Source organism: Mycobacterium nebraskense, assembly GCF_002102255.1.
GTDB lineage: Bacteria > Actinomycetota > Actinomycetes > Mycobacteriales > Mycobacteriaceae > Mycobacterium > Mycobacterium nebraskense.
In genome coordinates, this window is sequence record NZ_LQPH01000086.1 from 16,661 (window position 1) to 30,417 (window position 13,757).

At 66.3% G+C, this 13,757-nt stretch carries 13 protein-coding genes; 5 read left to right on the plus strand and 8 right to left on the minus strand.

What is annotated here, in order from left to right:
• Nucleotides 1–11: 11 nt before the first annotated feature.
• Nucleotides 12–821 (plus strand): enoyl-CoA hydratase/isomerase family protein, encoded by an 810-nt coding sequence (locus AWC17_RS09485; protein WP_085164566.1) that lies wholly within the window; start codon nt 12–14, stop codon nt 819–821.
• 25 nt (nt 822–846) lie between these two features.
• Here AWC17_RS09485 and AWC17_RS09490 read toward each other — a convergent pair whose 3' ends face one another.
• The 5 genes from AWC17_RS09490 to AWC17_RS09510 all read right to left on the minus strand — a co-directional run bounded on the left by AWC17_RS09490 (nt 847) and on the right by AWC17_RS09510 (nt 5,892).
• On the minus strand, nt 847–1,671 hold the full coding sequence (locus AWC17_RS09490; protein WP_085164568.1) for a PaaI family thioesterase: 825 nt from the start codon (nt 1,669–1,671) through the stop codon (nt 847–849).
• Complete coding sequence (locus tag AWC17_RS09495) at nt 1,668–2,408, minus strand: FadR/GntR family transcriptional regulator (protein ID WP_011724879.1); 741 nt, start codon at nt 2,406–2,408, stop codon at nt 1,668–1,670. The genes AWC17_RS09490 and AWC17_RS09495 overlap by 4 nt, the downstream gene beginning before the upstream one ends.
• Nucleotides 2,409–2,517: 109 nt before the next feature.
• Nucleotides 2,518–3,660 (minus strand): acyl-CoA dehydrogenase family protein, encoded by a 1,143-nt coding sequence (locus AWC17_RS09500; protein WP_011724880.1) that lies wholly within the window; start codon nt 3,658–3,660, stop codon nt 2,518–2,520.
• 10 nt (nt 3,661–3,670) lie between these two features.
• Nucleotides 3,671–4,690: an acyl-CoA dehydrogenase family protein gene (locus AWC17_RS09505; protein WP_011724881.1), complete on the minus strand. Its 1,020-nt coding sequence runs from the start codon at nt 4,688–4,690 to the stop codon at nt 3,671–3,673.
• Nucleotides 4,687–5,892 carry an acyl-CoA dehydrogenase family protein gene (locus tag AWC17_RS09510; RefSeq protein ID WP_011724882.1) on the minus strand — a complete coding sequence of 402 codons (1,206 nt, stop codon included), beginning with the start codon at nt 5,890–5,892 and terminating at the stop codon, nt 4,687–4,689. The genes AWC17_RS09505 and AWC17_RS09510 overlap by 4 nt, the downstream gene beginning before the upstream one ends.
• 115 nt (nt 5,893–6,007) lie before the next feature.
• On the opposite strand from AWC17_RS09510, the gene AWC17_RS09515 reads away from it, so the two are divergent.
• Genes AWC17_RS09515 through AWC17_RS09530 form a run of 4 tightly spaced genes read left to right on the plus strand, consistent with a single transcriptional unit; the run spans nt 6,008 to nt 10,460 of the window.
• Nucleotides 6,008–7,501 carry an aldehyde dehydrogenase family protein gene (locus AWC17_RS09515; protein WP_011724883.1) on the plus strand — a complete coding sequence of 498 codons (1,494 nt, stop codon included), beginning with the start codon at nt 6,008–6,010 and terminating at the stop codon, nt 7,499–7,501.
• On the plus strand, nt 7,498–8,709 hold the full coding sequence (locus tag AWC17_RS09520) for a CaiB/BaiF CoA transferase family protein (protein ID WP_009953761.1): 1,212 nt from the start codon (nt 7,498–7,500) through the stop codon (nt 8,707–8,709). Before AWC17_RS09515 ends, AWC17_RS09520 begins: the two co-directional genes overlap by 4 nt.
• Nucleotides 8,709–9,668 (plus strand): VOC family protein, encoded by a 960-nt coding sequence (locus AWC17_RS09525; protein WP_011724884.1) that lies wholly within the window; start codon nt 8,709–8,711, stop codon nt 9,666–9,668. Before AWC17_RS09520 ends, AWC17_RS09525 begins: the two co-directional genes overlap by 1 nt.
• A gap of 15 nt (nt 9,669–9,683) precedes the next feature.
• Complete coding sequence (locus AWC17_RS09530; protein ID WP_011724885.1) at nt 9,684–10,460, plus strand: SDR family NAD(P)-dependent oxidoreductase; 777 nt, start codon at nt 9,684–9,686, stop codon at nt 10,458–10,460.
• A gap of 12 nt (nt 10,461–10,472) precedes the next feature.
• Here the strand turns inward: AWC17_RS09530 and AWC17_RS09535 are convergent, their stop codons facing one another.
• The 3 genes from AWC17_RS09535 to AWC17_RS33985 are packed head-to-tail and all read right to left on the minus strand — an operon-like array spanning nt 10,473 to nt 13,735.
• Entirely contained in the window at nt 10,473–11,384 is a 912-nt protein-coding gene (locus AWC17_RS09535) for an SDR family NAD(P)-dependent oxidoreductase (protein WP_085164570.1), read from the minus strand.
• 15 nt (nt 11,385–11,399) lie between these two features.
• A complete protein-coding gene (locus AWC17_RS09540) occupies nt 11,400–12,602 on the minus strand; it encodes an acetyl-CoA hydrolase/transferase C-terminal domain-containing protein (protein ID WP_033722637.1) in 1,203 nt (400 codons plus the stop codon).
• Nucleotides 12,599–13,735: an acyl-CoA dehydrogenase family protein gene (locus tag AWC17_RS33985; RefSeq protein WP_308292897.1), complete on the minus strand. Its 1,137-nt coding sequence runs from the start codon at nt 13,733–13,735 to the stop codon at nt 12,599–12,601. Before AWC17_RS33985 ends, AWC17_RS09540 begins: the two co-directional genes overlap by 4 nt.
• Nucleotides 13,736–13,757 lie beyond the last annotated feature (22 nt).

The window sequence follows — 13,757 nt, forward strand, 5'->3', positions numbered from 1 at the left end:
GGGACCATCACATGACCACATCCAAGATCGCCACGCTGCCCGGCTACGAAGAGTTTGCGCCGTGGCTGCTGGTGGAGAAGCGCGGCAACGTCCACGTCGTGAGCATCAACCGGCCCGAGGCGTTCAACGCCGTCAACGAACAGGTCCACCACGCGTTCGCCACGATCTGGCGGGTGCTGACTGCCGACGACGACGTACGGGCGGTGGTGACGACCGGTGTCGGTAAGGCGTTCTCGGCCGGCGGCGACATGGTGATGTTCGGACGCCTGATTGATGACGCGGTGGCGCGCCAGTTCCAGATCACCGAGGCCCGCACGGTGTTCCTGGAGGTGATCAACTTCCCCAAGCCGCTGGTGTCGGCGGTCAACGGCCCGGCTGTCGGGCTCGGCTGTTCGATCGCGTTGCTGAGTGACTTCCTCGTGATGGGGGAGAGCAGCTATCTAGCCGATCCGCACGTCGCGGTCGGGTTGGTGGCCGGGGACGGTGGCGCGGCGATGCTGCCGCTGCTGATCGGCCTGATGAAGGCCAAAGAGTATGTGCTGCTGGGGGATCGGATCACCCCGGCGATCGCAGACAAGCTGAACCTTGTCACCAAGGTGGCCACCGATGACACCGTGCTCGACGAGGCGCTCGCGATCGGGGAGCGACTCGCCGGTCTGCCGCCTCAAGCACTGCGCGCCAGCAAGGTTGCGATGAACATGCACCTGTCGCGGGCCGCGCTCGGCGTGCTGGAGTACGCGCTGGCCGAGGAATACACGTCGTTCTCGACCCCGGAGTTCAAGGAGCGGGTCGCCGCGTTCCGGGCGCGCTCGAAGAAGTAGCTCGAGGGGCCGGCGCGGGAATCAGTCAGCGGTAGGCGGTCACTCGCGCGGTGATCGCCACCTTGCCGTCGTCGCCGATGGCCTGCGCGTCGCTCACACCGGTGTTGCGGCCTATCCGCATCGTCGTGCCCTCATAGCGGGATTCGGTGCCGGCGAAAAACGGACGAAGAAAATTCACTCGCAGCGAGCCGGTCTGCAGCAGACCTTCGGAGGGGTCCCGGTTTACCGCCGCCGAGGCCGCGAGCTCCAGGCCGGCGGCGGCGACACCCCCGTGCACGATATCGATGTCGTTGTTCAGGTTGCGGTCGACACGCTGCGCCAGCACCGTCGCCGGACCGTCCTGCGCAATGTGCACCGCCATCAGGTCGGCGAAAGAGGTCTCGCCCGACCGGCGCAGCGTCTCCGGCCGTTGCTGGGGGACGACGTCGCCGGCGTGGATGAAGAACGACCGCACTATGCCGGTGCCGATAACCATGCCGCGATAGGTCAGTGTGCAGATTCCCAGCGACGTGGCACCCAGTGGACCCGCCGAGTGCGCGCTGGCCAGCACCGTGCCGTCGAGGTCACCGACGTCGGGGCTGAGGTCCATCGACAGCTCGCTTGACACCGTCCACTGGCCCGGCTGTCTGCGGTAATGGTTGACGATCCCGGCAGCGGCGTCGACGAGGATCGCCAAGGGGCCCACAGTGGGAGCGCCGGTGTACGGATTGCGGAATCGGTGCATCGGCATCGACAGCACGGCGGTGGCCTTGGCCGGATGTGATTCGACGTATTCGATACCGAACCGGACCTGAATCGAGTCGGGTGTCTCGAGATCGTGCTGGTTTACCTCTTCGTCAACACCGGTCATTCGAGAAGGTCTACGACAGTGGACAATTCGGCCCCGGTCAGGACGAACTCCTCTGCCTTCTGCAGATGGCGCTTCCAGAGCTCGCCCGCCTTCTCGGCGTCGCCTTCCTTGATCATGTCCAGCACCATCCGGTGGGTTTTCGCCGAGCGGCGGACCGCCTGCTCGGCGCGCGTGCCCTTGGTGGGCTGCAGCGACCGGTTGGCCTTCTCGATGATGTGATGCAGCATGTCGCTGACGATTTGCAGGGTGCTGTTGCCGGACAACCGCGCGATTGCCGCGTGGAAGTCGGTGAGCTGATCGACGGCTTCGCTGCCGGGATTCAGCTGCGATTCGCGTTCGACGATCTGCTCGAGTTCGGCGATCACCTTGGGATTGCGGTCCTTGGCCAACTGCTCGACCATCGGAACCTCGAGCGTTACTCGTGCGTCGTAGACGTCCTTCACCGTGACGCCTTCGTATTCGAGGATCAAGCCGGCGTAGCGGGCGAGTGTTTCGCGCCGGGGGCGGGTGACGCGGGCCCCGCCGCGTACCCCACGCTGAACCTGAATCAGCGACTCCGATTCGAGCACGCGGAACGCTTCCCGCAGTGTTGGCCGGGACACGCCGAAACGCTCCATCAGCTCCGATTCCGGCGGCAACATGGTGCCTTCGGTGATCTCGCCGCGGATAAACATCCGCCGCAGCACCGTGGCCACCCGATCGGCCATCTTCGGTTCTCGAAGACTGGTGACCTCCATTGCAACCTCCGCCGCTATGCGAATATGCGAATTAACTAACCATTTAGCAGGTTAGCCGAACTAGCCGGTTGAACCGGGAATTGGCGACCGTCAGTTAGCAACGTCACCCTTAATACCCCATCGCCCGTCCCATGAGGTCCTTCATGATCTCGGTGGTGCCCGCATAGAGCCGCTGCACCCGCGAGTCCCGCCAGAGCCTGGCCACTTCGTACTCGTTGATATAGCCGTAGCCGCCGTGCAGCTGCAGGCATCGGTCGATAATCTCCCACTGGACTTCGGAGGTCCACCATTTCAAGCCTGCGGCATCTTGATCGGACAATGTGCCGTCATTGACCGAGAGCACGCATTGATCGAGATAAGTTTGTGCGGCGTCGAGTTTGGTCTGCATTTCGGCGAGGAAGTGCCTATTGACCTGAAACTTGCCGATTGGCTGCCCGAACGCGGTGCGCTCCGACGCGTAGGTCTTGGTCAGGTCGAGCGCACGGCGGGCGGCGGGCAGCGCGTAGCAGGCCACGCCGACCCGCTCGCTGGGCAGGTTGGAGACCAGATGATAGAAGCCGCGGTTGAGCTCTCCCACCAGGTTCTCCTTGGGCACCTTGACATCCTCGAAGAACAATTCGGCAGTGTCGGCGGAGTATTGGCCGATTTTGTCGAGCTTGCGGCCGCGAGTGAAACCCTCCATCCCGTCCTCGATCATCAGCAGGCTGATGCCCTTATGCCGGGCGGAAGGATCGGTCTTCACGGCCGTCAGCACCAGCTTGGACAGCAGGCCGTTGCTGATAAAGGTCTTCTGGCCGTTGACCACCCAGTGGTCGCCCTCGTCGCGCGCGGTGGTCTTGATGCCGGCCAGGTCGGACCCGGCCGCGGGTTCGGACATCGCGATGGACCCGATGTACTCGCCGGAGACGAACTTGGGCAGCCAGCGTTCCTTCTGCTCCTCGGTGGTCAGATCGTTCAGGTACGGCACCAGGATGTCGTTCTGCACGCCGAGGCCGATGCCGACCGAGCCGGTGAGGAACATCTCCTCGGAGACGATCTGATTGAACCGGAAGTCCTTGACGCCGAGCCCGCCGTACTTTTCGTCGAACTCCCAGCCGATCAATCCGTGTTCGCCTGCGGCCAGCCAGGCCTCACGGCTCACCTTGCCGTCGCGTTCCCACTTCTCGACGTTGGGCACGCATTCGCGCTCGAAGAAGCTCCTGGCGGTGGCCCGGAACTCGTCGTGGATCTCCTCGAAAATGTTGCGGCGCATGTACTTCCCTCTACTCGGCTGTCTCGTCGGCCCACGTGACGACGGCGGGCAGCGCACGGCCGGTGGCCCAGCCCTCGTCGGAGTCCTCGAAGAGCCGCTCCGCGAGCAGCCCTTCGAGCTGGTCGTGTGACCCGCAGAGCGCGTCGACCTGGAATCCTCGAGTGACATAGCGGTGCAGGTCGTGCTCGGCGGTCAATCCGATCGCACCGCACACCTGCAGTGCCACGTCGCTGACGGCGCGGTGTGCCCGGCCCGCGGCGGCCTTGGCGGCCAGCGCCAACAGTTCGCCGCCGTCTCGCCATGACTCGCCCAGCAGCGCCCGCGCGCCTGCCAGCACCGCCGAGGCATCGGCCAGTGCATGCCGCGGCGATTGGAATGACCCGATCGGTGCGCCGAACTGGACACGCACGCTGACGTGCTCGACCGCGATGCGCAGCGCCCGCTCGGCCAGTTCCACCAGTTCGGTGGCCAGCGCCCGATGGGCTGCGGTGACGGCTTGCTTCCATTCGGTGGAGGCCTCGATTAGCGGGACGTCAAGTGATCCGCTCGCCCGGGTCCAGTGCGCCGACACATCAAAGGTGTCCAGCCGCTGTCCGTCGAGTCGCGCTGCGTCGACCACGCCTACCGACACCGTGCCCGTCGACCCGGACACCGGCACCACGATCCGACCCTCCAGCGGCCCCAGGACGATGCCTGAGACCCGGTCAGCATCGGAACCCGCCACACAACCGGTGGACAGGTCGGGCAGCAGCACGTGATCCGCGGGACCGTCGAGCACTGCGGCCAGTTCGGCCAACACGATGCGGTCCAAGCAGTCCGTCAGGGCCAGTGATCTGCCTTGCGCGCGGAACAACAGCTCACCCGCCTGTACCGGGTACTCGGCCTCGATCTCCGACCAGCCCAACTCGGCCAGCCGCCCACCGATTGCCAGGTGCTCACCGGCGTTCTTGCCCGCCAGCTCCTCGAAGAGGCGAAACACCGCCTCCTCGACCATCTGCCACGACTCGTCGGGCGCCGGCGCGTTCCTCATCGTTTCTCCTTGGGCAGCCCGAGCAGGTGGTCGGCGATGATGCCGCGCTGCACTTCGGCGGTGCCACCCATCACCGTGGCGGCCCGCGAGTACCACCACTCGGCCCGCGCGGTGTCCAGTTCCGCGCCGCCACGGCCCGTGCCGGCGATCAGGTGCTCTCGCTCGATTTCCAGGATGAGGTCGTTGACCTCCTTCTCGGCGCGGCCGAACAGCAGCTTGTCGATGCTGCTATCGGCACCGACCGCCTCGCCCGCGGCCAATCGGCGCACGGTGGTGGCGGTGCGTGCCTGGGCGGCCGCCACGTCGACATACACCCTGGCGAAGCGCTGGCGTTGCGCGTCGGTAGCGCCGGCGGTCACCATGTGCTCACGCAATCGACCCAATTCGGTGAGCACCTTGTTGAGCACCGCGTAGCCGTACATGCCGCGTTCGTACTGCATCAGATGCATCGCCACGGCCCAGCCGCCGCCGACGTCGCCGACGACCCGCTCACCGTCGACCCGGACGTCGTCGAAGAACACCTCGGCGAGTTCGCGGCGTCCGCTGGCCAGCGCGATCGGGCGAATGGTGACGCCCGGTGCGTCGGCGTCGACCATGATCATCGTCAGCCCGCGGTGGCGGCTCTCGGGTGTCCCGGTCCGGACCAACGCCAACAGGCGCGTGGCGGTGGGCCCTTGGCTGGTCCAGATCTTCTGACCGTTGACGACGAACCCCCCGGCCCCGTCGTCGACCGCGCGGGTGCGCAGGCTGGCCAGGTCGCTGCCCGACTCGGGTTCTGAGAAACTTTGGCCCCACCACTCGACGCCGCTGAGGTAACCCGGCAGATACGCCGCGGCCAGACCGGGGGCGAACTTCAACAGAGCGGGGCCGAGCGTCTCCAGCGTCCAGTGTTGGGCCGGAATGGGCAGCATCGCGTGGCCGAGTTCCTCGTAGTACACCGCACGGTGAATCTCGTTGCCGCCCAATCCACCCGCGGCCTCCGGCCAGCCGTACCGGTTCCAGCCGTCGGCGTTCAGACTCGCCATCACCGTGGCGTCGTGCGCAAGTCCGTCCTCGGCGCTGGTGAACGCGGCCGCGCGCCACTCGTCGGCTGTCTTCAAATCACGCAGGTAACGTCGGAAGTCCTCGCGGTAGGCCGCGATGCTGGACAGGTATTCGAGGTGGCGACCGCTATGCAGGGCGCTATCGACAGGGGCGGACAACTGCTGCCCTTCCGTTGGTTCTCGCGTCTCGCCAGCCGGAGCTGAATCCGCTAAACAGTTATCTATAACAAGGTACACTAGCTCCACGTCGACAACTCTGCGAGAGGGAGTGCCAATGACGGCTTCACCGGTCGCCGCCACAACTGTCCAGTTCAATCCCGAGGCCAGGCTTTTTATCGACGGCCGGCTGCGGGATTCGTCGACCGGTAAGACCGTCGACAACATCAATCCGGCTAACGAGGAAGTGCTCGGGCTAGCCACCGACGCCAGCGCCGAAGACATGGAGGAGGCCATCGCCGCTGCCCGGCGTGCGTTCGACTCCACCGACTGGTCCACCAACCACGAGTTCCGTCAACGGTGCCTGATGCAGTTGCACGACGCGCTGCAGGAGGAAGCCGAAGACATCCGCGCCGAGCTGATCGCCGAGGTCGGTGCGACGGTGGGGATGACCCACATCGCACAGATGGGATGGCCGCTGGCCGACGCCATCCGGTGGCCGGCCCAGCTGATCTCGACCTTCCAGTGGGAGCGGATGCTCGATCAGGACGCGAAGATGGGCGTGCCGTACAACCGCGTCGTGGTCAAGGAGCCGATGGGTGTCGTCGGCGCGATCACCCCGTGGAATTTCCCGTTCGAGATCATCAGCAACAAGGTGGGCCAGATCCTGGCCACCGGCAACACGATGGTGCTCAAGCCGGCCATGGAGACGCCGTGGAGCGCGCTGCGGTGGGGCCGGATCATCGCCGAGAAGACCGACATCCCGGCCGGTGTCGTCAACATCGTCCCTGCGTCGGATAACGACATCGCCCAGGTGCTCGCCACCGACCCGCGGATTGACATGGTCTCCTTCACCGGATCAACAGCTGTCGGCAAACTCATCCAGCGGCTCTCGGCCGACACCATGAAGCGCAACATGCTCGAGCTCGGCGGCAAGTCGGCGTACCTGATACTCGACGACGCCGACATGGGCATGGCGCTGCCCGGCTGTATCGGCGCACTGATGCATTCCGGACAGGGGTGTGCGCTGGCCACCCGGATGCTCGTCCCGCGTTCCCATTACGACCAGGCCGTCGAGGTCGCCTCCGCGACATTCGGCTCCCTGGCCGTCGGCGACCCTGCGGACCCGAATACCTTCTGCGGGCCGCTGGTCTCGGCCAAGCAACAGGCCCGGGTGCTGAACTACATCGAGATAGCCAAGCGTGACGGAGGCCGCGTCACCACGGGCGGCGGAGTTCCCGACGGCCTGGACCGCGGATACTTCGTGGCACCGACCGTCGTTGCCGACGTCGCACCGGACCACACGATCTTCCAGGAGGAAGTGTTCGGGCCGGTGCTGTCCATCACGCCGTACGACGGAGGTGACGACGGCGCCGTCGAGATGGCCAACAACTCCACCTACGGCCTGGCCGGCGGCATCATGGGCTCCGACGAGCGCGCCATGGCCGTCGCCCGCCGCATCCGCACCGGCTCACTGATGATCAACAGCGGCATGTACTACGGCGCCGACGCCCCCTTCGGTGGCTACAAGATGAGCGGTATCGGCAGGCAGAACGGCATCGAGGGCTTCGAGCAGCATTTACAGACCAAGACGATCGGATACCCCCTGTGAGCGACATCCTCAGCGGAATACGCGTCGTTGAGCTGGCGGCGTGGACTTTCGTTCCGGCCGCGGGCGCCGTGCTCGCCGATTGGGGTGCCGACGTCATCAAAATCGAGCACCCCGAGACTGGTGACCCGCAGCGTGGCCTGATCAGCTCCGGGATCGTCACCGGCGCAGGGGGAGTGAATCACTTCATCGAGCAACCGAACCGCGGCAAGCGCAGCATTGGGCTGGACACCTCGACCCCGGACGGGCTCGAGCTGCTGATGAAGCTGCTCGAAACCGCCGACGTCTTTGTCACGAATCTGCTGCCGGATTCGCGCCAGCGGATGGGGATTGACGTCGAGCAGGTGCGGGCGCGCAACCCCAAGATCATCTATGCCCGCGGTCACGGCTACGGCACCCGTGGCGACCTCGCCTCGCAGGGCGGCTTCGACCTGGCCGCCTACTGGGCGCGCGGCGGCATCGGCGATGCCTATTCGGCCGGCGACGGCACCTACCCGCCGATTCAGCGACCGGCATTCGGCGACTCCTATGGCGGGCTGGCGATCGCGGGCGGAATCGCCGCGGCCCTGGTGAAGCGCGAGCGCACCGGCGAACCGTCGGTGGTCGACGTGTCGCTGCTCAACGCCGCGATCTGGCAGTTGGGTCCGGACATCGTCGGATCAGGCGTCACCGGTCAGGACATCCCGAAGTTCAACCTCGACGAGATGCCCAACCCGGTGGCCAGCATCTACAAGACCCGCGACAACCGGTTCATCGCCTTCGTGCTGCTGCAGGCCGACCGATTCTGGGCGGACTTCTGCACCCGGCTGGGCCGCACCGATCTGATCGAGGACGAGCGGTTCGCCAACGCGGTCGTGCGGTTCGGCAACCGTCAGGAGTGCATCGGCGAGTTGCGCAGCGCGTTCGAGTCCCAAGATCTCTCGCACTGGGAGAAGGCATTTGCCGGTTTCGACGGGGTGTGGGACGTCATGCACACCGCGCATGAGGTGCACAGTGACCCGCAGGTGATCGCGAATGGGTATCTGCCAAGGGTCACCGATGCAAACGACAACGAGTTCGCGCTGGCGGCCAGCCCCGTGCAGTTCGACGAGGCTCCGCTGGACCTGACGTGTGCGCCGGGCCACGGTGAGCACACCGACGCGCTGTTGGCCGAGTTGGGCTTCAGCGAAGAAGAGATCATCGAATTCAAAATCAATTCGGTTGTGCTGTAGTGGGTTCCGAGGAACTTGCGCGACGGTTCCTGCACGTCAATCTCAACTGCGCATCGCTAGACGCCACCGAGGCGCTCTATGTCGGGCAGCTTGGACTGGCGGCGCGAATGCGCACCGATCCCAAAGTTCCGACCGACGGCAGCATCCTCGGCATCGACGGCGACGAAACGTTTTGTGAGACATCGTTTCTCTACGATTCGCGAGGCGGCCGCGCCGGCTGCGCTTTGGAGGCCATCGAGTTTCACAACCCGGCGCTGAAAGCCGATCCGAACAGTGGCCCGACTCGTCCCGGCATCCGGTCAACGCTGCTGACAGTGGCCGATCTCGATGCAACCGTCATAGCGTTGCGTGAGGCCGGCATCACCGTGGGCGGGCCGGTCGACGGCCTGATCTCCGGCTCTAAATCGGTTCTCGCGGTCGACCCCGACGGAGCGGTCATCGAGCTCACCGAAGCCCCGAGCGATAAGCCGGGGGCGGTGTTCGCCGGAATCCGCATCGCCGCCATCGACGCAGTGGCCACCGGAGAGTTCCTTGCCGCGATCGGTTTCAGTCAGGTGCAGGCGCCGACTCAAGTCGAGGTGGCCGGCGACCAACTCACGCCTAGCGGGTCACCCGATGCCGTCAAATGCGCGGTGTCGCGCTACGCGCTTCCTGAGGACGCCCATCAGTTCAGCCTCACCATTGTGGAACATCCCGACACCCGTGACGCGGACCCGGTGCCGTGGGGCGGGAACCATCAAGGGCTGTACCGCTGCGCGCTGCGGGTGGAAAACACCGAGGCGGCAATGGCGTTGGTCCCGAATTCCGTTGAGACCATGGGTGATCCGGTGTGGTGCCCGTTGCCGGGCACCAAGATCGAGGGGCTCTACATCTCGTTCCTGCGCTCGCCCGACGGAGTGGTATTCGAATTCGTCGAGCGGCCGCTGAAGTACTTCAGTCCGGCCGTGGCAAGGGGTTGAGCGTTGGACCTGGGAGTGCGCGGCAAGGGTTATGTCGTCGTCGGCGGGACGGCGGGTATGGGACTGGCGGCAGCACGGGCGCTGGCTCGCGAGGGTGCGTCGGTCGTTGTGGTCGGGCGCGACGCCGACCGGGGCAAGAACGCCGCGGAAGAAGTCGCCGCAGCGGGTGCGGCCTCGGCGCACGACCTGGTCTTCGACGTGAGTCAGCCCGGAGCCGCGGTGGCCGCGGTCGACGAGGCTGTGCGGCTTCTCGGCAGGCTCGACGGCATCGCGGTCACTATGGGCACCGCGGGGATGATGCCCATCGACTCCGACGACGATGCCTGGGACAACGCGTTTCACGACGTCTTGCTGGCCACCGTCCGCAGCGTGCAGGCGGCACTGCCGCACCTCGCGGTCAACGGAGGCGCGATCGTGACCACCGCCGCGTACTCGGCGCGCTCGCCGCACGAGCCCCGGCTGCCCTACGCCAGCCTCAAGGCGGCCGTTGCCACCTTCACCCGCGGCATCGCGCGCACCCATGGCAAATCGGGCATCCGGGCGAACAGCGTAGCCCCCGGCGCCGTGGAAACCGATGCGCTGCATGCCATCCGGGGATACGTCGCTGAAAGCAAGGGCTATCCCTACGCCGAGGCCCTCGAGCGGGCACTGGTGGAGGATTTCGGGTTCGACGCCGCGCTCGGGCGCCCCGGACAGCCCGATGAGATCGGCGCCTTGATCGCCTTCCTGCTATCGGACATCTGCGCGTTCGTTACCGGCCAGACCATCTACGCCGATGGCGGTGCGCCGTAATCTCTTCGGGGCTCAGGCCGTCGGCAGCGGTCCGGCCAGTCCGCGGGGCGAAGTCGCGTAGAGCCAGCTGACGGCCTGTCCGATCTCGGAAAAGGTCAGCGAAGCACCATCTTTAGCGTGGTAAGCGCCGGGCGCTTCGGTGAAGCCCTCGATGCGGGTGAGCTTGTCGCCGTTGATGCGCAGGATCTGTCCGGTGAGCCACGACGACTGTGCCGATTGCAGCCAGGCCACCACAGCGGAGCTGCGGGCGGGATCCAGCGCGGGATCGTCAGCCCGGGCGCCGAAGACATCGGCGGTCATTCGCGACATCGCCAGTGGCGAGATCGCATTGACCGCAACACCGTAACGCTGTGCCTCCATCGCGGTGACGAGCGTCAGGTTGGCGATCGCGGCCTTGGCCGCGCCGTAAGCGCTCTGCCCGACATTGCCCCACAAGCCCGCGCCGGACACCGTATTGACGATGTGCGCGTCAATCGGGTTGCCTGCCTTGAACTGAGCACGCCAGTACTCGCAGGCATGTCGGGTGACGGCGAAGGTACCTTTCAGATGTACGGCGATGACGGCGTCCCAATCGGCCTCGCGGGAGGCGGCCACCATGGAATCCCGCAGGATGCCCGCGTTGTTCACCACTCCGGTCAGGCAACCGAAAGTGTCGATGGCGGTGGAGATCATGTCGGCGACGTCGTCCCACGCCGACACCGAACCCGTGTGCGCGACGGCCTTGCCGCCGGACGCCTCGATCTCGGCGACGACGTCTGCCGCGGGACCTTCCTCGTCACCGCTAGAACCGTCCCGGCCGACGCCTGGATCGTTGACAACGACGGCCGCGCCCTGCTTGGCCAACTCGAGGCAGTGGCCGCGGCCGATACCCCGTCCACCTCCGGTGACCAGGACGACCTTACCGGTCAGCGGACCTTCAGGCATTGCGCGTTATCTCCTTCATTCCGTGAATAATTCGGCTATCAGTGTGCGGCGCTGCGGCCAGTCTGCCGCGCGCAAGTCGACGTACCCGGCCTCGGTGACGATCAGGTCGACGTCGTGGGCGGGGGTGGAAGTGGGCCTGCTGAGCTGCTCGACCAGGGGTGAGCGCCCGTTCACCCGCGTCGGAACGGCGATGATCGACAGTCCGCCGCTACTCACTCGGGCGGCGGCGCAATAGTCGGGATGTCCGCCGATACCACCAACCACCTTGTCGCGCACGCCTTCGACATTGACCTGCCCGTATTGGTCGATCTCGATGGCGGTGTTCACCGCGACCAGCGGTGCACCGCGCGACAGCCGGGTGAGGTCGTGGGTGTAGTCGAGTCCGCGCAGGATCCGGCGCCCGTCGGCCCAGTCGTAGAGCGCGTCGCTGCCCAGCAGATACGTCGCCGACGGGGTGCCCGCCAACAGGCCGCGCCGGTCGAGGTCGACGACGGCGTCGGTGAGTAGGCCGGTGTCGATGTGCAACGGCACCTGTGCCCGTCGCAGCAGTGCGGTGCCGAGCTGGCCGGGCCCGTACTGGATCCGGGCGCCCTCTGGCAGCAACCGCAATACCGCATCGGCGAGCGCCTCGTGGATCGGCTCGGGCTCGCGCTGCGGTACTCGTAGTGGGCCGCCCCGCACAGTGCCAAGTACCTCGAGGCCCGGCGGCCCGAGTCCAGGCTCGGCAGCCGCTGCGGGCGCCGAGGTGTCGATGATTGCGAGAGTCCTTGTCCCGCTATCGGTTACCGTGCGCTGCCAGGACACCTCGGTGCTGAAGTGCAGCAAGCCATCCCGGCGGACCAGCCGGGTGAGCAGCACGTCGGGCCGCAGCACATCGGCCAGCAGGGCGGGAATCGCCGCCAGCCGCGTCGGCAGGAACCGCGCCTTCGGGCTGCGCAGCACCTCCCGCACACCCCACCCGGGCATCAACGCAACCACCTCACCGAACGCGTCTGCGTCGAGGCCGTCGATCGGGGCGGGCAGCCAGCCCAGTACCAGCCGCACCGAGCCGACCTCCCTGGCCGCGGCGCTCAGCGCCGCGCCGACCGAGCCGCCGTCGTCAAGGCAGCCCAGCGCGCCAACTCCGTCGCCGAGGACAACCGTCATTCCGGGGCGCAGCGCAGCGCGCAACGCGGCGGTGAAGTCGACCCTGGTCAAAGGGTTCAAACCCGCTGTCATCGCGGTTCTTTGGGAAGTCCGAGCACTCGCTCGCCGAGGATGTTGCGCTGAATCTCGCTGGTTCCGCCCAGGATAGTCTGCGCTCGACCGATCAGCATGTGGTGCACCAGGCCGTCCTCCTCGGGGTCGGTGCACGCGTCGGTACCGAGCACCTCGGTGGCCATGTCACCCAGGTCCTGATCGGTTTCCGAGGTCATCAGCTTGAGCACCGAGAAGGCCGGCGACGTCAGGTCACCCGAGTCGATGGCGCGCTGCCAGGTGAACCGCAGCAGCCACATCCTGGCCCACAATCGGGTCATCGACCTGGACAGCACCGGGTCGAGCAGGTCGTGGTCACGGGCCGCATCGACCATGCGCTCGTGCAACCGGAACATCGATACGGCCTGCGAACCCAACGTCAGGCGCTCACGGCCCAGCGTCACCATCGCCACTGTCCAGCCCTGACCGACTTCACCGATCAGGGCGTCTTCGTCGAGCTCGGCGCCGTCGAAGAAGACTTCGTTGAATTTGCTCTCACCGTCCATCTGGGTCAGTGGGCGCACCGTCACCCCCGGGATACCCATGGGCACAACGAACATCGACAAGTCGCGGTGCTTGTCCGGGCCGGTGCGGGCGAGCAACAGCCCGAAGCGGGCCGAGGCGGCCGCCGAACTCCACACCTTCTGACCATCGATCCGCCAGCCGGTCCTGGTGCGCTCGGCACGGGTACGCACACCGGCGAGGTCTGACCCGGCGCCAGGCTCGGAGAAGAGCTGACACCAGACATCGTCGCCCAGCCTGATCGGCTCCAGGTAGCGATCCTTCTGTTCCTGGCTGCCGAACTTGATCAGCACCGGTCCGACCAGGTCAGCGCCGGTGATGTTGAGCTGACGGGGCACTTCTGCTCGCGCGCACTCCTCGGCGAAGACGGCCTGGTACGTCACTGTTGCTGCGGCACCGCCGAACTCGCGCGGCCAGTGCAGACACGCGTAGCCGTGGTCGGCCAGGTAGCGGTGCCAGACCCGGCCGGCTTCGACGTCGTCCGCGGTGGGAGTGGGCCCGTAGTTCCGGAGGCCGGCCGGCCTGGGTGCGTTGTCCAGGAAAGAGCGGATCTCCGCGCGTAGGGCGTCGACATCGTTGAGCTCTTTCGTCACTTCTGGCGAAGCCGGCGGCTGA

What these genes read in the sequence shown, in the direction of transcription:
- AWC17_RS09535 (WP_085164570.1), bottom strand. Translation starts at nt 11,384, where the DNA reads ATGCCTGAAGGTCCGCTGACCGGTAAGGTCGTCCTGGTCACCGGAGGT.
- AWC17_RS09495 (WP_011724879.1), bottom strand. Translation starts at nt 2,408, where the DNA reads ATGGAGGTCACCAGTCTTCGAGAACCGAAGATGGCCGATCGGGTGGCC.
- AWC17_RS09485 (WP_085164566.1), top strand. Translation starts at nt 12, where the DNA reads ATGACCACATCCAAGATCGCCACGCTGCCCGGCTACGAAGAGTTTGCG.
- AWC17_RS09500 (WP_011724880.1), bottom strand. Translation starts at nt 3,660, where the DNA reads ATGCGCCGCAACATTTTCGAGGAGATCCACGACGAGTTCCGGGCCACC.
- AWC17_RS09490 (WP_085164568.1), bottom strand. Translation starts at nt 1,671, where the DNA reads ATGACCGGTGTTGACGAAGAGGTAAACCAGCACGATCTCGAGACACCC.
- AWC17_RS09505 (WP_011724881.1), bottom strand. Translation starts at nt 4,690, where the DNA reads ATGAGGAACGCGCCGGCGCCCGACGAGTCGTGGCAGATGGTCGAGGAG.
- AWC17_RS09540 (WP_033722637.1), bottom strand. Translation starts at nt 12,602, where the DNA reads ATGACAGCGGGTTTGAACCCTTTGACCAGGGTCGACTTCACCGCCGCG.
- AWC17_RS09515 (WP_011724883.1), top strand. Translation starts at nt 6,008, where the DNA reads ATGACGGCTTCACCGGTCGCCGCCACAACTGTCCAGTTCAATCCCGAG.